Source organism: Arthrospiribacter ruber, from assembly GCF_019343195.1.
GTDB lineage: Bacteria > Bacteroidota > Bacteroidia > Cytophagales > Cyclobacteriaceae > Arthrospiribacter > Arthrospiribacter ruber.
This window is the reverse complement of sequence record NZ_RPHB01000001.1, coordinates 296,184-316,212: the sequence shown is the minus strand read 5'-3', so window position 1 is coordinate 316,212 and position 20,029 is coordinate 296,184. Positions and strand designations below refer to the sequence as shown.

The window sequence follows — 20,029 nt, the reverse complement described above, 5'->3', positions numbered from 1 at the left end:
ATGTCTGATTTCCTTACTGTGTTCCAACAAGTCAAAAAAAGCTCCACATCACTGGCATTGCTCGATGAGGAAATTACCTCAAAAATCCTCAATGATCTGATACAGCTTATTGAAGCTAAAACCCAGACCATTCTTGAAGCCAATCAAAAAGACCTGGATAAAATGGACAAATCAGACCCCAGGTATGACAGGCTTTTACTTTCTGAAAAAAGGCTTCAGGCAATTATTTCAGAAATCTTACAGGTGCAGGAGCTACCCTCCCCCCTTCATAAAGTTTTAGAGGAAAGGACTTTAGAAAATGGACTGTATTTGACCAAACAGACTGTACCATTAGGAGTGCTGGGAATAATCTATGAAGCGAGACCAAATGTTACTTTTGATGTGTTCTGCCTTGCATTGAAGTCCGGAAATGGGCTCGTGCTAAAAGGTGGGTCAGATGCACATCACTCCAATCTCGCCATCATGGAATTGATCCACAAGGCATTGGAAAAAAACGGGTTATACAAAGAATCCTTTCAGCTTTTACCTCCGGACAGAAATGCTACCAAAGCCCTATTGGAAGCTGTGGGCTGGGTGGATATCATCATTCCCCGCGGTAGTCAGGGTTTGATTGACTTTGTAAGGGAAAATGCCAAAGTGCCGGTCATTGAAACCGGTGCCGGTATTGTTCACACCTATGTAGACGCTTCTGCTGATTTGGAAAAGGCAAAAAATATCGTATTCAATGCCAAAACAAGAAGACCCAGTGTTTGCAATTCTTTGGACTGTTTGATCATTCATCAGGACAGGTTAAAAGACCTCCCAGCCATTATCGAAAAACTTATTGGGGCACAAGTAGAAATCTTTGCCGACGAAAAATCTTACGGGTTTATCCAAGATCTAGAAAATATTCAACCTGCTACCGAAGCACATTTTGGCACTGAGTTCCTTTCTTTGAAAATGGCCATCAAAACTGTCAAAGGATTGGATGAGGCCCTTGAGCACATTTCCCGTTTTTCTTCCAAACACTCGGAGGCCATCATCGCAGAAGACCCGGAAATTCTGGAATCATTCCTGAACCGCGTAGATGCGGCAGCGGTCTATGCGAATGCCTCAACCGCTTTTACGGATGGCAATCAGTTTGGACTTGGTGCAGAGATTGGCATTTCTACCCAAAAACTCCATGCAAGAGGCCCTATGGCCCTTTCTGAACTATGTTCTTACAAATGGGTAATCAAAGGAAACGGGCAGATAAGGGATTAAAAAGTAAGCCCAAAGGACATATATGGCCAGGGAATGACATAGATCCCGCTAATACCACCCAAAGTCACGTATGGAGATAATCCTACTCGAAAATTAAACCCTCCATCGATGGGCTGTCTTCTGTATCCTATGTTCAGCAAAGGGGCCTGCATTAAGCCAAATCTTGAACTGGGCTCAAAATCTTCCAAACTGACTTCCATGTTGGGGTTGTGTTGGAATGTCTCTACATAAGCAAGGGACAATCCAGCTCCAACTTCCAAGTATTTGCCATTATTACCAACAAGCCAGTTGGCCAATAGAGGAATGCTCAAAAACCTATCGCTGCTCCACTGAAAATAACCTAACCCGGCCCTGACTCCGAAACCTTGAGGATTGTCGCTAAATCTTCGGTCATAATTAAGTGACATCAACCCTCCAGAACCTAAACCCTCAGCAAAAAGCGTATTTTTCCTAAAAGTTTCCTGAGCTTTGATTTCATAGCTGATTCCCATGAGAACCAATACGCTGCACAAAAAGACTGCATTTTTCATAGAGTAGGTTTATTTGCTACTAAATATACCAACTATATTATTATTATTTGCACTTATCTACTTTATTATTCATCAATAAAAAGTGACAACCATATTTAAGCAAGTTCACCCTTTAACTCTTAACTAATCACTCCTCACTCTACACTACACACTCTTCACTAAACACTCCTCACTTTTTTCTCCCGCAGATTACGGTGATTTCCGCAGATGTTCGGCTAAAGCCAAAGGAGGACTGTTCCCCATGGGCCAGACCGCCGGCTAAAGCGCGGCGGAAATTGGTACCCACCATTATCAATAAAAATAACCACAGATAATACAGATCTACACAGATAAAGCTTCGCTTTTGGATAATATCAGATGTTTCACTTTGTTCAACATGACAAGGAGAAGCCTTCCTCTCTTTTACCCATCAATAATCACTTGATTTAGAAGACCAAGCCTTCAACTTCGGTCAACCAATATTTCTATGTATCCCGAATCGTTTCACTCTCGGGATCTCCGTTGCACTTCGATTTCGCGAAGCATATTTCTACCATATCTCTATCCATTCTCCCGCAGATCACGCTAATATCGCAGATAAAGCTTCGCTTTTGCAGGATGTGACATGATCAAAAAATAATATCCATAAATATCTATTAGTATCCATGAATATCTCCTAGTATCCCATTTACTTTATTTAGAAAACCAAGCCTTCAATTTAGTCTAATCCATATTTCAATATATGTCGCGTAGCATATTTCAACCTTATCTCAATTATATATCACCCAACATCAGTTAATCAATTAACCAATTCCACAATTAAACCTTTTCTCCGCAAATAAAACTCAGCCTTTGAATAAAAATAAAGATCGGCCCTTCAAGCCTCGTGAATATGCGGGAATTCTTCATCCCAGACTTCCATAAATTCCAGTCTGGGCTATCACAGGACAGCCTTTCAGGCTTAAATATGCCCCAAATAATTCTGACTTACTTCATAATTCGATATTCAATGTTCGATATTCGATATTCAAAAACGTCTAAGACCAAAAATCCGCCCAACACACCATATTCTGCCCGACAATCGTAAATCGTCAATCGTAATTCCTTTCCCATCCCTGTTTTTGGCGAAAACCTAAATCCACCATTGACCATCCCTCGGCCAAAAACAAAAACGCCATCACACATCAAACCCCGGGTTTCACCCAGGGCTATTCATAGTTCGATCACTGCGTGATCATACGCACCATTCATGGTTTAATCTTTAGTTTTAGCTGAACAGGAGTTGATAGAATTCGATCTCGCGCTTAAGCTTTAACCCTTAACAAGCTCCCTGTTATCAGCTAATCAATTCAACAATTACACAATTAAACCTTTACCCATGCAGATAAAGCTGGATGTTTCACGTTGTTCAACATGACAAGGCAAAGCCTTCTTCTCTCTTGCCCGTCAATAATCATTATACCTAATCACTTAAATTAGAAATCCATGCCTTCAACTTAGTCAAACCCATATTTCAATATATGTCGCGTAGCATATTTCTACCATATATCACTCTTCACTAATTACTATTCAAATTTTTCCTCCCGCAGATCACGCTGATATCGCAGATTTTTGGATAATATCTAGGAATAATATCTATGAATATCTACCAGTATCCATCAATATCCCAATCCCTTAACTTAGAAAACCAAGCCTTCAACTTAGTCAAACCTATATTTCAATAAATTTCGCGAAGCATATTTCTACTATATATCACCCAACATCAATTAATCAGTTCAACAATTCAACGGTTAATCAATTCAACAGCTCAACCAATTATACAACCTTTGGTAGACTTAAGCACTTGTTAACAATTCCCTAAAGTTTAATTTACATCAAATAGCGTATTTCAACTTACCTTTTCAGGGTGAATTCACAGTTTAGGTTTTTTCCAAAAGGTGAGCAGAAAAAAAAAGCTTTGATCAGCGGGATCATCTTTTACAATGAAAATAAGATATTCATAAAAACGATAACAAAATGAAAAGACGGGACTTCTTTAAAAATGGATTATTGACTACCATGGGCTTGGGAATCATGGGTTCCAGACCAGTACTCGCCAAACCTTCAATGTACAAGGGAGAACAGGCCAAAAACATCATTTTCTTGGTTTCTGATGGCATGAGTTCCGGCACCCTCAATATGGCAGACATCCTGATGCGCCATAAAATGGGCAAAACTTCCAACTGGATCTCCCTGTATGAATCCAATACCGTAAAAAGATCCCTCATGGATACAGCTTCAGCCAACTCCTTTGTTACAGACTCCGCTGCCGCCGGTTCGGCCTGGGGAGGAGGACATCGGGTCAACAACGGCGCTTTGAACATCAGTCCAAGTGGTCAGGAACATGAACCCATACTTCAGAAGTTCAAGGCTCAGGGAAAAGCCGTTGGATGCGTCACTTCTGTTCAGATTACCCATGCCACACCCGCTTCATTTTGTGTCAACCAGACCAGCAGAAGTGCCATGCCTGCCATCGCTGAAGACTACCTAAAATTGAAATTCGATGTCATGATGGGTGGTGGAAGAGAATTTTTCGATCCCAATAGAAGAACGGACAAAAGAGACTTGTTCACTGAATTCTCCAAAAATGGCTTTCATGTGGCCAACAACAAAGAAGAAATGTCCAAAGCCGATGGAAGCAAACCCTTACTGGGTGTATTTACCGAAGACGGACTTCCTTATGCAATTGACAGAGAGAATGATGCAAACCTCAAAAAAACAGTGCCTTCTCTCGCTGAAATGACTGGAAAATGCATTGAAGTACTCAGTAAAAATCCAAATGGTTTTGTCATGCAGGTCGAAGGTGGGAAAGTGGATTGGGCAGCACACGGCAACGATGCCACTGCACTGCTTTACGATCAGGTAGACTTCGATGAAGCTGTGGGAGTGGCCATGGATTTTGCATTAAAAGACAAAAATACCCTGGTCATCATTACCACGGATCATGGAAATTCAAACCCCGGGCTTTTCAATCCCGGACCCAAAAACATCAAGTTTGAGAGCCTTTACGAGGCGAAAGCCTCCAATCAACACATTCTAAATGCCATTACCCCAGAAAACAGCACTTCACAGGTGATAGACATGATCAACCACCAACTGAACGTAGCATTGGAAAAAGAAGAGGCTGAAAACCTGCTGAAAAGTTTTCAGGTTGGTGCAGACGGACTTTATAACCCCGGAAATCTGCCCTTTGCTTACTTTGCTGAAATTCTATCCCGTCACAATGGAGTCAGCTTTGCCCACACCAACCACTCGGGTGATTATGTGGAACTGGCCACTTATGGACCAGGAAGTGAAAAACTCCCGGGTTTTGTCAAAAATTATGAACTGCATAATTTTATGCTGGAAGCAGCAGGAGTGGAAAGGAAGTGGTAGTTTGAAGGGGCTTTATTAGCCCTGACTGTAAGTAAAAAAAAATTGACTTCCATAGGGTCGGAGGGTGTAAGGCTATTGTAAAGTTTGAAACCATGGGCTGTTTCCTTGGATATTGAGAAGGTTGACCCTTTTAGGGTCGGCTTCTTATCAAATTTGGAGATAGCAATGGAGCGAATATTACCATTGATTCATGGCTGAAATTGGATCCACTTCAAACAAAATATCTATACAAAGCATTTTTCTTTCAAAATCCTTAAATTAATACTTTTAGGAAGTTTTGGGAGGAAAAGCTATGCATGGGTCAATACAACAAAAAATAATCCGGACTACCTGTCTTACTGTTACCTTGATTGCCATACAAACCTCCTTGATGGTCCTCCCTTCTTGCTATACCAGCCCTGAGTTTGAAGAAGGCAATTGTGCCATAGTGAGAAGAGCAGATGTTATTGCGCTTGACCAAGTCTTTTTCAGCCCATTTTCCAACGGATCCTTCGCCAGCGAAAACGATACGGTATCTATCGAAGACTTCAGGCACAATTTAGAAATAAAATATGAAGCGCTGACTTCAAGTTCTGGTATTCTCCCCTACCAATCCTTGTTTGCAGATTGTCAACCCAGGTATTTCGTAGAAAACATCTCTAATATTCAGATCCTACTAAGGAGTTCATTTCAAGGACTTCCTCCAGGAACTGATATTTCCTATCTTTTCCAATTGTCTGACGGAACTCAACTTAGCAGATTTCGGGAATTTAGTATAATGGTTCAGTTTTACAGCTTTACTTTTCATGGCCAACTTGAGGAAGTCCAAAGGATGGAAACCTCCACCATTATATACCTTAAAAACGGCAGTCAATTTAAAATAGATGCCATTTCCCCTTATGTCAAAAACTAAACCTACTTCTCCAAAGCCTTAGGATCATACTTCAATTTCCCCAACCCATAGAGATACAACACCTTAGAATACCTTAGCATCAAGGGCATCAAAAGGATATTGCCAGCCAATACTGTTAGTACATAACTGGAAACGGGTGCTTTTTCAAAAAAGAAATTGAGTACTATAAAAACAGTGACCATCAAAGCCACCGAAAAAGCGTAACTGATGTACATGGCACCGTAGAAAAAGTCCGGCTCAGGGGTGATGGTGGCGCCACAATCAGGACATTTACCATTGATCTCGGTCAATTTTAAAAAACTGAATACGGATACATTAAACAGGTTTCCCTTTCTGCACCTTGGACATTTGGCCTGGACCATTGCCGAACTAAGACTTACTTCTTGCATGTGAATAGATTGAAATTCAAAATTAGCGGAAAAAACGACTTTGTCTGTGACTAATCATACAATTAAAATACCATTAGAAAAGTTCTGGAACTGGGTGCTTTGCACCATTTTTGCTATTTTTGTAATGTGTTAGGAAGATTGAGGAAAAATATTGTGAGTAAGCTGATGGTTTATCTGTTGCTGATAAACTTTATCAACCTGTCTGCCAACTTTTATCATGCTTCTGTCATTGACTCTCCCTTATTGGAACACCACGACCCCATTGATTCATTGGCCGAATTGGTGTTGGAGTATGTATTCGACATGGATGAGGAGACTATTCCCGATACGGAAGTACCTCACGAGAAAAAGAAATTTTCAGATATCAAACTTCATCTGGAATACGCTTCTGTATCTTCACTTCCTTCTTTTGTGATTTCTCTGAATGCTGTCAATCCCCACTATTTGGCAGTTTTTGAATCCATTTCTAAAGAAAACGATTCACCCCCTCCCCGTCAGGTCTGATTTTTAATGATCTTTTTACACATTAAAGTAGATCGACAGGCCTTTTAAAGCTGTCTGATTTTCTCTTTAAAATTAAACCAACAGACCAATGAAAATAAATTTCCTTTTGGGCATGGTTTTCTTTCTTGTTCCATTTTATCTAAGTGCTCAGGAAAATACCATAGACCAAGAAGTAGAAGAACTAAACGACTCCATCTCCAACAAAGGACTGATAGAGGAGCTTAAATATATCAAACAGCCCGGACTGGCTAACGCCGCATCCAAAATCTATTCCGCTGACCGCAGGTACTCTATTGCGGGATTTACTGAAATCAATTCCGTCTCTTATTTGGGAGAAAGAAACCGTGGAGATGACATCGAACTTTACTACACCAATCTTTACAGATTCGGTTTCTATTTCGGGTATAAAATTACCGACCGTTTTATCTTCAATTCCGAGATTCAGGGAGAATTGCTGCATGATGGATTTAGGGAAGTAGGAACCGAGCTGAATTTTGAGTGGATGTTTGATTATCTTTTCCACCCATCCTTTAATGTCCGGGTTGGTAACTACCCCATCCCGGTAGGCTATACCAATATCAATGAAGAGCCTATTGCTTTTTACTCGGTCAACAGACCGGAGACAGAGCGTATCATACTTCCGACCCAGTGGCTGGAGACCGGGGTGATGTTTTATGGTAATTTCCTTCAAAACCAATTAGAGTACAACATTGGATTGACCAAGGGCCTGGATGCGTCAAATATGGTAGAGGGAACTTGGATAAGAAGGGGAAGGTACCATGGACTGGAAATTCCGAGAGCTTGGGCCGCCAATGGTAAGCTGGAATATGTAGGTAATGAAGATATCAAATTGGGAGTTGCAGGTTACTATGGGGATGGCAGCCGTGGGGAAGAAACCCCTTCAGGTCAATCCTTTTCTCCAAGTATTTCTCTGTATTCTGTTTTTGCCGGGTACGATTGGGGTAATTTCTCCGTTTTCGGCTTGGCCATGAGAGGAAGTACTTCCCAAACTGACCGGATATTTGAATTTGACAACCAGGTAATAGGCGAAGAGACTTTCGGTTATTACGGAGAATTCAGATGGGATCTTTGGTCTGTTTTGGAAAGCAATAAAGATTGGAAACTACCCGTATGGGTCAGGTATGAAAGGCTGGATACCCATGCATCAGTGGCAAGTAGCTTTGAAAACAGGGCCTTTGATAGGCAAAACCTGGAGATCATCAGTTTAGGTGCCAACCTGCGTCCAAGGAAGAATCTGGTGTTCAAAGCCAATTATCAGTTCAGGAAAAATCTTGCGGAAAGTATAATTCCTGAAGCTGACAGGGTAGAACTTGGAATAGGATTGATTTTCTAAAACCTTTGGAAAGTCCAAGCAGTAAAAAGCATCTGGATAACAAAAAAATATTGATGCAGTTCAATGTTTTCAGTTACCGAAATTTTATCAATTTTGCGCGTTCATTTAAAACCAACAATGAAAAAACTACTGACTACATTGACTGCACTTATGGTATTTGTGTCCCTTCAGGCACAGGAAAGTGACAGCTTAAGAATGGAAAGGCTGTCTTTGGACAGCATTTTTATTGCAGAAATTGAAGAACCTAAAGGGGAAAAGCTCAAACCCAAGATTCTTCATGCCGAGCCCTTGTATATTGACCTGATCCGGGACCTCGGAGCGCGTAAAGGGGAAAAGGAATGGAACGTAGGTTTGGGCATGTTTGACAAAAGAGACTTTAACAAATACGAGGCACTAGTAGAATACGAGTGGGCTCCAGTGGATAGGCTGGGTTTCGAAATTGAAGTTCCGGTTACCATATTTACAGCCCGTGGAGACGTAGCCTCCGATATCACAAGACCTGCCAACAGGATTGAGTCCTTGAAACTTGCCACCCAATGGTCATTTCTGGTATCTGAAAAAGCAAAGACAACCTTGGCTTTGGGATACATTCACGAATTTGAGTTTGTTGACCTCAATAGACTGGGGTCCACTGAATTATTTAAGGGGAATATATACAACCCTTTCTTTGTGGCAGCCAAGAGATGGGGATTGAATTACCATACCTTGATTTATACCGGACCGAGGATAGAAAAAGAGTTCAATCTGAGGAGAGAGTTTACCTACGAAATCCACAGCAATTTCCATTATATGATTACCGGTACCCGGAATTTCATCGGCGTGGAAGTAAACAAGGAACTTCATGACGGCAAACTGGAGGCTGTTCTGCGTCCTCAGATGCGGGTAGGCTTGGCGGAGAATCTCATGGTGGGCATTGTGACCGGAATACCACTACGCAAACCAGGAGAGAGCCTCAGTTCATTTGTCAGGATCATCTACGAACCCGGATTCAGGACTTTCCATTAAAAACAGGTGTTCTTTTGTTATTTCTAATGATTTTGTGTTTGCCTGACTTAGGTAGGGCTTGCTGAAAAAGTCTCAGGTATGCCAGATTCAAAGCGGGCGAATGAAGATGTATGCTTATACTTCGAGTGAGCCCAATGAAGAAGATGGTATGCCTGAGACTAGCCTTAAAATTTCGAATTTTGAAATTTTAAGGAGCACGGAAATCAAGCTATATCATTGAATAAGCGTGCACCTGCTTAAAAAGAAAATACTTGACAAACGGGGTATACATCAAAATTTAAAGCATTTATTCTCCAGTTGGCGTTTTTCAGCACGCCCTAGGTAGGAATGGTGTAACTGATGAATTGTGTAACTGATGAACTGAGATATTGAAGCTTAGATAAACAGGATTTGCAATCCTTGATTTGAAGAAGCTAGAAAAAAGACAATAGACATAAGACGCTAGACATAAGATGAGATCCCTACTTCATTATTCTTGCCCGAAGCAGGCGGGCATTGTTCGAAATTCGATATTATCCACGAAGAAAAGTTACAACCAGATTAAGGCAAGCCTCCCCTTTTAACGTTTAACCCTTAACTTTTAACTCTTAACTACTCACTATTCAATCATCCTTCCTCCCTCATCCTTCCTTCCTCACTCTTCACTATTCACTATCCACTGCTCACTCTTCACTTTTTTTCTCCCGCAGATTGCGGTGATTTTCGCAGATTTCGACTGAAGTCGAAGGGGACTGATCCCCATGAGCCAGACCGCCGGCTAAAGCACGGCGGAAATTGGCACCCCCCATTATCAATTAAAAATAACCACAGATCTTACAGATCTACACAGATAAAGCTTCGCTTTTGGATGAAACCGGATGTTTCACTTTGTTCAACATGACAAGGCAAAACCTTCCTCTCTCTTGCCCATCAAATTCGGTTAACGCTTAACCTTTAACCCTTAATCACTTTTCACTAACCCGCTCTTCGGAATTTGCAATTTCGAAGTTCAGATGAAATGGATTTGCAATCCTTGATTTGAAGAAGCTAGAAAAAAGACAATAGACACAAGACGCTAGACATAAGACTAAAGGGGATAGCTTAACTATTAACTATTAACTAATTCCGCTTCCCTGTTTTTGGCGAAAACCTTAATTCACCATTGATCTTCCCGCGGCCAAAAACAATTTCACCTTACCGCTTTCGATCCTCGGGTTGAAACCCGAGGCTATAATATCTGCGCCCTTACAGGGCTTGAGGGTTGTGGTGATAATTACAGCCCTTGTTAGTGTCTCCACTAACAGCTCTCTCTTGCCCGTCAAATTCGCTTAACGCTTAACCTTTAACCCTTAATCACTTTTCACTAATCACTAACAACTTCATCATTCGGTATTCATTTTTCGAAATTCGATATTCCAAAATACCCAGTTCCCTAATACATTTTAACATCACTTAGCTCTGCCCCTCGTAAATTGTATCCGCCCGGATGACCAGTCGGACAGGCCTCATCCTTCATCCCTCATCCTTCATCCTTTTCATTTAACCCTTAACAACCTCCCCCTCATCAGTTAATCAATTCAACAATTACTCAATTCATCCTATCCAAAACCTCAAACCTGGAAGCATTACTGATAAATTCGGGAACAAGGGTCTTAAGATGGGCTACAAACTCATTCTCTGAGTTCTTTTCTATAAGCTCATAAAACAATTCAATTTGACCCTCCAACTTATAATAGTCTTTGGAGCAAACCTGAGCTATCTGGATCTTAGGATGATGGGTGATTTTTACAGTTTCAGAATCATTCAATAATTCCTCATAAAGCTTCTCCCCTTCCCTTAACCCAGAATAAACAATTTTAATATCTTCGTCTACCTTTTTTCCACTCAACTGAATCATTTTCTTAGCCAGGTCAAGGATTTTTACGGGCTGCCCCATATCAAAGACATATATTTCGCCTCCTTTACCCATTATACCTGCTTCCAAAACCAATTGACAGGCTTCAGGAATGGTCATAAAATAACGCGTAATCTCAGGATGGGTCACCGTGATGGGACCACCTTTCATGATCTGCTTTTTAAACAATGGAATTACAGATCCATTGGAACCCAATACATTCCCAAATCTCGTCGTGATAAACCTTGTATGGAATTTCCTATGATGATTTTCCAGAAAATTATTCAAAGACTGCACATACATCTCTGCAGCCCTTTTAGTAGCCCCCATGACATTGGTCGGATTGACAGCCTTATCTGTAGATACAAAAACGAACTTTTCAACATTCGTCAAAACAGATAGGTCCGCCAAAATCTTGGTTCCTAAAATATTTGTTTTGATCGATTCCTCAGGATAATTCTCCATCATTGGAACATGCTTGTATGCTGCCGCATGAAACACAACCTGAGGCTTTAGCTCTTTGAAGAGCATCTTCATTTTTTTCTTGTTACGGATATCCGCTAAAATCACTTTCCTCGGAGTAAGCAGGTTCATTTCCTTCAATTCCTGCTCTACATCATAAAGAGGTGACTCTGCTTGATCTACCATCACCAACAACTTTGGCCTGTAATGCACCAATTGTCTACAAAGCTCACTTCCTATGGAACCTGCTGCCCCGGTGACCAAAACAATCTTCCCTTTAATATCTTCTTCAATTTTCGGATTATCCAATGAAATCTGCTCACGGGACAACAAGTCCTCAATCTTCACTTCCCGTATGGCCCCGGCATTCAGTCCTCCATTGATCCATTGATTGATAGGAGGTATGATACTGACATGCACATTGAGTCTGAGGCATTCATCAATAATTTCCCGTTTTCTTTGAACCGAAATATCCCTTACCGCAATGATCAATTCCGTAACTCCGTGATTGCGGACAAAATTTTCCAGTTCTTTAAGCCCTCTATAAATTTTCTTCCCATCAATGATTTTCCCCTCCTTTTTTGGATCATCATCAAAAAAAGCAATGGTATCAAAATGGGATTTACTATCCCTTTTGATTACATCTTGAGCAATAATTCCAGCTTCTCCAGCTCCGAAGATTACTCCGACTTTGAGGTCCTTTGTAGCAACTGAGTTTTTTACGTATACAAACAACTCCTTAACCAAAAGCCTGTAAAATATCAACAAAAACAGGGAGGTCAAGGAAGCTACAATCAGAACAGAGGTCGGGATTACAAACCTATTGCTCACAAAACTTTCACTGAATAAATTGATAAATAAAAACAATAGAAAATTGAAAAAGATAGTTTTAAAAATTATTGAACCATCTCTAAATCCTGTATGGCGGACTATACCCTCATAACTTTTGGTATTGAGCATCACCAAGACTCCGCCCAACATAAAAACCAAACTCCCTGTGAATGCTGAATTCTCCTCTACTTGGTCCAGCTCAAAATTGAATCTTACTAAATATCCAAAAAAGGCCGCTTGGTACATGATTACAGAATCCAATGCTGCAATAATCCACCGCGGCAAAATTTTCAATTTCTTTAAAAAATCTATAGTAAAAGTTTTTCTATATCACACAAGTTTTAACCTAAACACCCTAATAAAAAACAAAATTAGTAAGTATTCGCTTAATTGCTATTTTTTGCTAATTTTATTTAAGGTTTCGGGGAAGAAAATGGATTTTTAAAGGGAAAAAGACTTTGAAAAGCAAAATTTAGCTTTTCCTATCCATCTTTAACTCAAGTTGCCAAGCCATGCCCGATCCATTTCAAACCATCAGAAATATCCTTATGAACCACCGATCCAGCCCCAATCACCACCCTACTTCCGATCTTTATTCCTGGCAAAAGCACTGACCCTGCTCCAACCAATGTTCCCTTGCCAATGTAAACTCCTCCACACAATATGGCGCCCGGAGCTATATGAACGAAATCTCCAAGAATACAATCATGATCAATAGAAGCAGCAGTATTAACAATCACATGGTTCCCTAATTCACTACCAACCTTTAAAATGCTTCTTTCCATCATCACGCAACCTTCCCCAATCTGAGCATATGCCGATACTATTGCTGAATCATGAATTATGTTCACAAAATCCATTTTATTCCCGATTCTTTTGACAATTCTTTCACGGCTTGAATTATCTCCAATGGCCACTATTCCAGCTTTTTTCTTCGTCCAAAGTTCTATATCCAATTTTTTAACAGGAACATCAAACAAAAATTGACAAGGAGGGCTATCATCATAAAATGCTTCAACAGGTTCCCTGCCCTTTACAATTTCAAATATCACCTTACCGTGCCCTGAAGCTCCAACTATAACCATTCTTGCAATTCATCAAATCCTAATACTCCTTTTGACTTTATATTGCTTTAAAATAACCTTAACAATCATTTCCTGCTCATCCAAAGACAGATTTTCGGAGGAAGGAAGGCACAAACCCTTATAAAATAAGCTAGAACAAACATTTCCTCCATAATAAGGAAAATCAAGAAAAACAGGCTGCATGTGCAATGGTTTCCACAAAAACCTACTTTCTATTTTCATTTCCAGTAATCTCTTCCGGATATCATCATTACTAAACCCTGTGACTTCCTCATCAATTAATATATTGGTCAACCACCTGTTACAAAATACCCCATCAGGCTCTTCCAAAAAGCTTATCCCATTACAATTACCTAACATCTCCTGATATCTTTGGAATATGCTCCTTCTTTTACTGATCTTTTGGTCAAGCTTATCAATTTGTGCCAAACCTATTCCAGCAGCCATATTATTCATTCTGTAATTGTAGCCTACCTCATTGTGCTCATAATAATGAAAATCTTCCCTTGCCTGCATGGAAAGAAATTTGGCTTTGGCCAACACCTCAGTATCAGAAGATACGATTGCTCCCCCTCCACCTGTAGTAATAATCTTATTCCCATTGAAAGAGAAAACTCCAATGTTCCCAAAAACGCCACAAGGCCTGCCGTGATAGGTAGACCCTACTGCTTCAGCAGCATCTTCAATAACAGTAATTCCATACCTATTTGCGATTTTTAAAATATCCTCGTACTTGGAGGGCATACCAAAAAGATCCACCACAACAACTGCTTTTGGCTTCTTACCTTTAGATAAGCGGCTTAAAATCGTATCTTCAAGAATTTCCGGGCATATATTCCAGGTTTCAGCCTCTGAGTCTACAAAAATAGGAACAGCTCCTAAATACAAAATAGGATTGGCAGAAGCACAGAATGTAAATGACTGGCAAATAACCTCGTCTCCTTTGGATACACCTGCTAAAATCAGTGACAAATGCAGGGCAGAAGTGCCGGAATTAACAACTGATACCTGATGGGTTTTGAGCCTGGATGCAAGTTTCCTCTCAAATTTTGGAATAAAGGACCCATTTGTAGCAATAAAACCTGTATTCAATGCTTTTTGAATATACTCATGTTCCCTGCCATCAAATACAGGCGCAGACAATAGAATGGGTGCTTTCATTAATTATTGGGCTTAAGCACTTTAAATAACATAAACTTTTAAGTAGCAAACAAGCCCAAAAGCGAAAACTTCATACTATAACCTAATTCTCTACCTCAAAACTGACCCTCCTTGCCAATTGTCTGGCCTCTGCTGAGGATTTGTCTACAGAAGTGTCTTCACCGTAACCCTGATGGCTTATTCTAGCTTCTGCAATACCAGTCGCTATCAACAAATCTACCACTGATTTTGCACGCTTTTCTGAAAGTTTCATATTATAGTCTTCCGGGCCAAGTTCATCTGCATAACCTTTTACCTTGATATTAACACCCGGATTTCTTTTTAGAAAATTCGAAACAAAACTTACAGCTGAAGTGGAATAAGCCAAAGGCCTGGAAGAGTCAAAGGCAAAATAAACGTTGAGGTAGCCCTCATTGATCGCCTTCTTAAAATAGTCAATCTCCTCCACTTCATCTATGGGGCAGCCATCATTAGAAGCTGGCCCCGGCACAAATGGGCACTTGTCCAAGTGATCCGGAATTCCGTCACCATCGGAATCCAATGTCCTTCCTAGTGGATCTACTCTTGCTCCAGCAGGAGTATTGGGTTCCTGGTCTATATAATCCGGCACTCCATCCCCGTCGGAATCTTTTAGCATATTTCTGATTTCTCCCATCTGGGCGGCCAATTCTTCCTTTGTAGCATACTTTTCACCCGGCAAATACCAGTCTGCATGGGTATCTGCTTTCCCTAGGTAATAGGCCAAGCCTAAAGTACCAGTCCACCAAGTACCCGTCGTGTGGGCCAACCTTATATCATCAGGTTCTGCTAAAGGAGGAATAATAAAACTTCTTCCATCAAAAGTATATCGCTGCCTGCCGTTGAAGTGAACGCTGATATCCCCTAACAAAGCAAACCTTTCATTCAGTTTAACCTGTCCTGTAAATCCTCCGCTTATATGGTAAAGGTAGTCTCTGTTGAAATCCAAAGTAGGCCTATCATCATTGGTAAACCAGCCGATTCCAGGACCTGCATGAAATAGTAATCCAAGTCTTTGGGTAAATGATTCAAATTCAAACAATCTCCCTAAATTGAGTATCCCCTGTGCATTGAACCTGGCATAATCCGTGACGAATTCAGGGGAATTCCCTCTTGCTTCCCTAAACCTCCCAAAACCGGCATCTCCCATAAGCCCAAATTTTTCATTGAACATGTACCTTGCACCGAAACCCACATGCCCCAAGTTCAGTGTCGGACTTAAAAAACCAGGAGTTAAAGGCGCCATAGGTTTATTGAACCCTCCGTTTACTTCCAAAGACCATCTGTTATAATCCTCTTGTGCCTGTACCCCAAAACTGACGCTTACCAAACACAATACTGCTAATAGGAAATTTTTCATCATTGAAATTTTAGTTTTCAAGCCCCTAAATTGCTTTGGATATGGAAGTGACTTTGTATGGAATCGGGAGAATCAACATGATTTTAGCTTACCCAAAGATGTTTAAACCTGTGTGGATAACAACCAATTTGATTCTGTGTCACATGATTACTAGCCGCTATGCAATGTTGGGGTGATTTTGCAAACAAATCTAAGAACAAATTTGTGACATGCAAAAAACAGGTACCGAATTACAATTCACAGCCCATTCAGGTCCTTGCGGAAGACAGAAAGAGCAACATTAAATTGGATTTTAGATCTTAGACCTTAGATTTTAGATTTTAGATTTTAGATTTGGGACTTCGCCAACCCTTGAGTTTTTTCCTTCACTCTTCGGGATTTGTAATTCCGCTCTTCGGGATTTGTAATTCCGAAGTTCAGATAAAATGGATTTGTAATCCGAAGTTTGAAGACGTAAAATAGGATATAAGACATAAGACGCTAGACATAAGATGAGATCCCTACTTCATTATTCATTGTTCGATATTCAAAATTCGATATTATCCATGAAGAAAAGTGGCAACCAGATTAAGGCAAGCCTCCCCATTTAACGTTTAACTTTTAACTGTTCACTACCCACTATTCACTATCCACTGCTCACTACTCACTATCCACTGCTCACTATTCACTATCCACTCCTCACTCTTCACTTTTTTTCTCCCGCAGATCACGCTGATGACGCAGATTTTCGACTAAAGTCGAAGGGGATTGATCCCCATGGACCAGACCGCCGGCTAAAGCACGGCGGAAATTGGCACCCCCCATTATCAATTAAAAATAACCACAGATCTTACAGATCTACACAGATAAAGCTTCGCTTTTAAGAAGAAATGATGTATTTGTTTAGTATCCATAAGTATTCACCAATATCCAGTTCCGGCCCCTGTTAGTGTCTCCACTAACAGCTCTCTCTTGCCCATCAAATTCGCTAAACGCTTAACCTTTAACCCTTAATCATTTTTCACTAATCACTAACAACTTCATCATTCGGTATTCATTTTTCGAAATTCGTTATTCCAAAATACCCAGTTCCCTAATACATTTTAACATCTCTTAGCTCTGCCCCTCGTAAATCGTAATTCGTAACTCGTAAACCTATTCACTCCTCACTATTCACTACTCACTCTTCACTCCTCACTCTCCACTCCATCTCCTCCCCCCCTTGATGAACAGTCGGACAGGTCTCATCCCTCATCCTTCATCCTTCCTCCTTTTCATTTAACCCTCAACAACCTCCCCCTCATCAATTCATCAATTAAACAATTACACAATTAAACCTTTTCCCGCAGAAGGGATGTGGATTAGTAATCTTAAAACTGAGGCCAATTTTTGCCACGGAGGCACGTAGAGGCAAGGAGTGGGTTTGATGAATTGGATCAGTTGATACCGCACCAATTTGTTCATGATGGGGAATTGGTTGTTATGTGTTTTTCAATCTAGAATCTTAAATCAACAATCTAAAATCCTCTTGTGCCAGAGGCACAACCCATTGGTAGAAAAAAATAACGGTTGAGGGTCTATTCCGTCCTCTAGGGACGGCCCTTCCGGCCCCTGTTAGTGTCTCCACAAACAGCTCTCTCTTGCCTATCAAAATCGCTTAACGCTTAACCTTTAACCCTTAATCATTTTTCACTAATCACTAACAACTTCATCATTCGATATTCATTGTTCGAAATTCGATATTCCAAAATACCCAGTTCCCTAATACATTTTAACATCTCTTAGCTCTGCCCCTCGTAAATCGTAATTCGTAACTCGTAAATCTATTCACTACTCACTCTCCACTCCTCACTCTTCACTCTCCACTCCTCACTCCTCACTCTCCACTCTTCACTCTTCACTCTTCACTCCTCACTATTCACTCTCCCCTCCCTCCTCTCACCTTATTTATCCAACAGCTTTTTTAACAGCTCCACCTTCTCCTTCTCGGACTCCAGCAAGCGCTCGTACAACTTTTTGTTTTCTTCGAATACTTCAATCAACTTATCTAAAGGGTTAAAATTAGGCTGATAATTTACTGAGCTGGCTATTAATGTGGATTGGTCATTACTTTCATTATTATATGTATTTGATATAATATTGAAAGCTGCCTCCTCTGTAAAACTCTTGATGGCCTCAGCAGGAACTTTGAGCACTTCTGCTACTTGGCGGAGTAATTCCTCCTCGATCTGTTCTTTTTGCTCCAGAATACTGACCTTTTTTTGAGTCCAGTCCTCTCCCAGTTCAATGGCCAATACCTCTTGCTTGATACCCATCATTTCTCTAAAACGCTTGATATTTCTTCCGTGATGAATGCTTTCTTTCATGGTGCTGATTTATGTATGACTAAGTTAATGATTTCTCTTGGATGTGTCCATTAAAAAAAACCGAATTACTCAGTTAAACAAAGATATTTTATTGCTTATACCCTAGAAAATCGGAATAATATATTCACATTTTTAACTACAATATGCTGTTTTAGAATATTTTATCCCATGCTGTTTCCCAAAATTGGGTGTCTGAATAAATGAAAGTAAAATGGATCAACAGCAAATTCAAAATATCGATGAAAAGAGGTTCTTCAGGCTACCATTTGAAAAAAATACTTTTCGACTTTCTTTAAATACATTGAATGCACATTCAAATTTCAGAAAGCCTGCTAACTTCTATCAAATTGAAATAAAAATATTGAGCTTTAAAAATGAATTACTCACGGTTTCAGTGAAGGTGCCGGATGAACCAAAAAAACTAGTCTATCTAAAAGTTACAAGGGAAGAGCTTCTTGTGAGTTGTAATTTTGATACAGACCAAACCTACTTAAGCAGGTATGCATATTATGCCATATTAGGCAAAATGGTTTATTCTGAGACAGCCAACTTTAAAGAGTACTATTGGCCTGATTTCTTTGATCCCAATACCGGAAGGAGTAAGTATTTGAAAATTTTCAATGATCGAAGAGGGTTTGACATCAACTTAAAACCTAAATACCCATCATTCTACAAACCAGGAGATACCTTGCTAGAATTACAGCATGATCAGGAAGTTCCAAAAGCTGGCAAACCTCTCAATAGCTTACCGGAAGAACTGCCAATCACTGACAAGGTCATGGGATTTGCCTTAGCGGATACAAACCTGAGTTCTATTCATTCCAATCACTATCCATTTTTAGTGCCTTTCCTTGGAATTCTTACCAAAGACAGAAAAAAAATCAAGTACTATTCTCCTTTTCATTTGAGTGAAGATGATAGCAGTGAACTGATTCTAAGTCAAAATCAAAAACTGCTCACAAACATCTGTTTTAAAATGCGGGAATTGGCACCTGTCAGTAACGTAGGCTGGAAGGATAAATTTGTTCCAAATAAAGAGGAGTTAGAAAACGGAAAAAAACTTTTCATATTATGGCACCATGCCTATGAGCTCATCCAATCTCAAAAGCATTTATACTTTGCCTATACTATGGGGTTGAAAAATTTAAAGAGGAAACCCAATAGATCGTGGATGAATCCATGTGAGTTCAAAAAAGAAAGACCTCAGTTGGTTATCAAAAGAATAGACAAAGGAGATTATTTCCAGATAGAGTTGGCCTTTAAGATCAATGGAAAACTAAAAACCTTATATTATCCAGACCTGGCTTTTTTTGTAAGGCCAAAATCAAATTGGCTGCACAAGTACCTCTTAGGCAGTTTCAATGACTACTTATTGACATCCTTCTTTAGAAAAACATGCAACAAATTGGCTGTATTAAAGCCACACTATGCAGGTGACTTCGAGAGTTTTATGAATAAACTGGAAGAAAAGTATGAAATTATTGATTTTTGAGAGGGTTTGTAATAAAACAGTATGAGTATCCAAATCACTTAGCCATTTATTGTATTCAACCAGTTCATTCTGCTATATTCTAATCAAGATTTT

General features: G+C 40.1%; 14 protein-coding genes. 7 read left to right on the top strand and 7 right to left on the bottom strand.

Annotation, left to right across the window (positions count from 1 at the left end; all coding sequences use genetic code 11):
• On the top strand, positions 1-1,242 hold the full coding sequence (locus EGN73_RS01225; protein WP_219286300.1) for a glutamate-5-semialdehyde dehydrogenase: 1,242 nt from the start codon (positions 1-3) through the stop codon (positions 1,240-1,242).
• Here the strand turns inward: EGN73_RS01225 and EGN73_RS01220 are convergent.
• Entirely contained in the window at positions 1,239-1,772 is a 534-nt protein-coding gene (locus tag EGN73_RS01220) for a hypothetical protein (protein ID WP_219286299.1), read from the bottom strand. The genes EGN73_RS01225 and EGN73_RS01220 overlap by 4 nt on opposite strands.
• A gap of 1,995 nt (positions 1,773-3,767) precedes the next feature.
• On the opposite strand from EGN73_RS01220, the gene EGN73_RS01215 reads away from it, so the two are divergent.
• Entirely contained in the window at positions 3,768-5,165 is a 1,398-nt protein-coding gene (locus tag EGN73_RS01215; RefSeq protein WP_219286298.1) for an alkaline phosphatase, read from the top strand.
• Between the two features lie 292 nt (positions 5,166-5,457).
• Entirely contained in the window at positions 5,458-6,057 is a 600-nt protein-coding gene (locus tag EGN73_RS01210) for a hypothetical protein (protein WP_219286297.1), read from the top strand.
• Positions 6,058-6,059: 2 nt separating this feature from the next.
• On the opposite strand, the gene EGN73_RS01205 is transcribed toward EGN73_RS01210, so the two are convergent.
• On the bottom strand, positions 6,060-6,446 hold the full coding sequence (locus EGN73_RS01205) for a DUF983 domain-containing protein (RefSeq protein WP_219286296.1): 387 nt from the start codon (positions 6,444-6,446) through the stop codon (positions 6,060-6,062).
• A 153-nt stretch (positions 6,447-6,599) separates the two neighbouring features.
• On the opposite strand from EGN73_RS01205, the gene EGN73_RS01200 reads away from it, so the two are divergent.
• From EGN73_RS01200 to EGN73_RS01190, 3 genes are all read left to right on the top strand, one after another.
• Positions 6,600-6,950 carry a hypothetical protein gene (locus tag EGN73_RS01200; RefSeq protein WP_343207066.1) on the top strand — a complete coding sequence of 117 codons (351 nt, stop codon included), beginning with the start codon at positions 6,600-6,602 and terminating at the stop codon, positions 6,948-6,950.
• 88 nt (positions 6,951-7,038) lie between these two features.
• Positions 7,039-8,304, top strand: a complete 1,266-nt coding sequence (locus tag EGN73_RS01195; protein ID WP_219286295.1) for a hypothetical protein — start codon at positions 7,039-7,041, stop codon at positions 8,302-8,304.
• Positions 8,305-8,421: 117 nt separating this feature from the next.
• Positions 8,422-9,309, top strand: a complete 888-nt coding sequence (locus EGN73_RS01190) for an HAEPLYID family protein (protein ID WP_219286294.1) — start codon at positions 8,422-8,424, stop codon at positions 9,307-9,309.
• A gap of 1,567 nt (positions 9,310-10,876) precedes the next feature.
• On the opposite strand, the gene EGN73_RS01185 is transcribed toward EGN73_RS01190, so the two are convergent.
• The 5 genes from EGN73_RS01185 to EGN73_RS01165 form a co-directional block, all read right to left on the bottom strand.
• Entirely contained in the window at positions 10,877-12,787 is a 1,911-nt protein-coding gene (locus EGN73_RS01185) for a polysaccharide biosynthesis protein (RefSeq protein WP_219286970.1), read from the bottom strand.
• Positions 12,788-12,972: 185 nt separating this feature from the next.
• A complete protein-coding gene (locus EGN73_RS01180; protein ID WP_219286292.1) occupies positions 12,973-13,560 on the bottom strand; it encodes an acetyltransferase in 588 nt (195 codons plus the stop codon).
• A gap of 12 nt (positions 13,561-13,572) precedes the next feature.
• On the bottom strand, positions 13,573-14,721 hold the full coding sequence (locus EGN73_RS01175; RefSeq protein ID WP_219286290.1) for a DegT/DnrJ/EryC1/StrS family aminotransferase: 1,149 nt from the start codon (positions 14,719-14,721) through the stop codon (positions 13,573-13,575).
• Positions 14,722-14,803: 82 nt separating this feature from the next.
• Positions 14,804-16,099, bottom strand: a complete 1,296-nt coding sequence (locus EGN73_RS01170) for an OmpA family protein (protein WP_219286288.1) — start codon at positions 16,097-16,099, stop codon at positions 14,804-14,806.
• Positions 16,100-18,021: 1,922 nt separating this feature from the next.
• Positions 18,022-18,444, bottom strand: coding sequence for a helix-turn-helix domain-containing protein (locus tag EGN73_RS01165; RefSeq protein ID WP_219286286.1), 423 nt, complete (start codon positions 18,442-18,444; stop codon positions 18,022-18,024).
• A gap of 211 nt (positions 18,445-18,655) precedes the next feature.
• Here EGN73_RS01165 and EGN73_RS01160 point away from each other — a divergent pair, with 211 nt between their 5' ends.
• On the top strand, positions 18,656-19,936 hold the full coding sequence (locus tag EGN73_RS01160) for a hypothetical protein (RefSeq protein ID WP_219286284.1): 1,281 nt from the start codon (positions 18,656-18,658) through the stop codon (positions 19,934-19,936).
• Positions 19,937-20,029: the final 93 nt, after the last annotated feature.

Bases quoted from the DNA above. Each gene is read 5' to 3' on its own strand.
- EGN73_RS01225 (WP_219286300.1), top strand. From the start codon at position 1: ATGTCTGATTTCCTTACTGTGTTCCAACAAGTCAAAAAAAGCTCCACA.
- EGN73_RS01220 (WP_219286299.1), bottom strand. From the start codon at position 1,772: ATGAAAAATGCAGTCTTTTTGTGCAGCGTATTGGTTCTCATGGGAATC.
- EGN73_RS01215 (WP_219286298.1), top strand. From the start codon at position 3,768: ATGAAAAGACGGGACTTCTTTAAAAATGGATTATTGACTACCATGGGC.
- EGN73_RS01210 (WP_219286297.1), top strand. From the start codon at position 5,458: ATGCATGGGTCAATACAACAAAAAATAATCCGGACTACCTGTCTTACT.
- EGN73_RS01205 (WP_219286296.1), bottom strand. From the start codon at position 6,446: ATGCAAGAAGTAAGTCTTAGTTCGGCAATGGTCCAGGCCAAATGTCCA.
- EGN73_RS01195 (WP_219286295.1), top strand. From the start codon at position 7,039: ATGAAAATAAATTTCCTTTTGGGCATGGTTTTCTTTCTTGTTCCATTT.
- EGN73_RS01190 (WP_219286294.1), top strand. From the start codon at position 8,422: ATGAAAAAACTACTGACTACATTGACTGCACTTATGGTATTTGTGTCC.
- EGN73_RS01180 (WP_219286292.1), bottom strand. From the start codon at position 13,560: ATGGTTATAGTTGGAGCTTCAGGGCACGGTAAGGTGATATTTGAAATT.
- EGN73_RS01175 (WP_219286290.1), bottom strand. From the start codon at position 14,721: ATGAAAGCACCCATTCTATTGTCTGCGCCTGTATTTGATGGCAGGGAA.
- EGN73_RS01170 (WP_219286288.1), bottom strand. From the start codon at position 16,099: ATGAAAAATTTCCTATTAGCAGTATTGTGTTTGGTAAGCGTCAGTTTT.
- EGN73_RS01165 (WP_219286286.1), bottom strand. From the start codon at position 18,444: ATGAAAGAAAGCATTCATCACGGAAGAAATATCAAGCGTTTTAGAGAA.
- EGN73_RS01160 (WP_219286284.1), top strand. From the start codon at position 18,656: ATGGATCAACAGCAAATTCAAAATATCGATGAAAAGAGGTTCTTCAGG.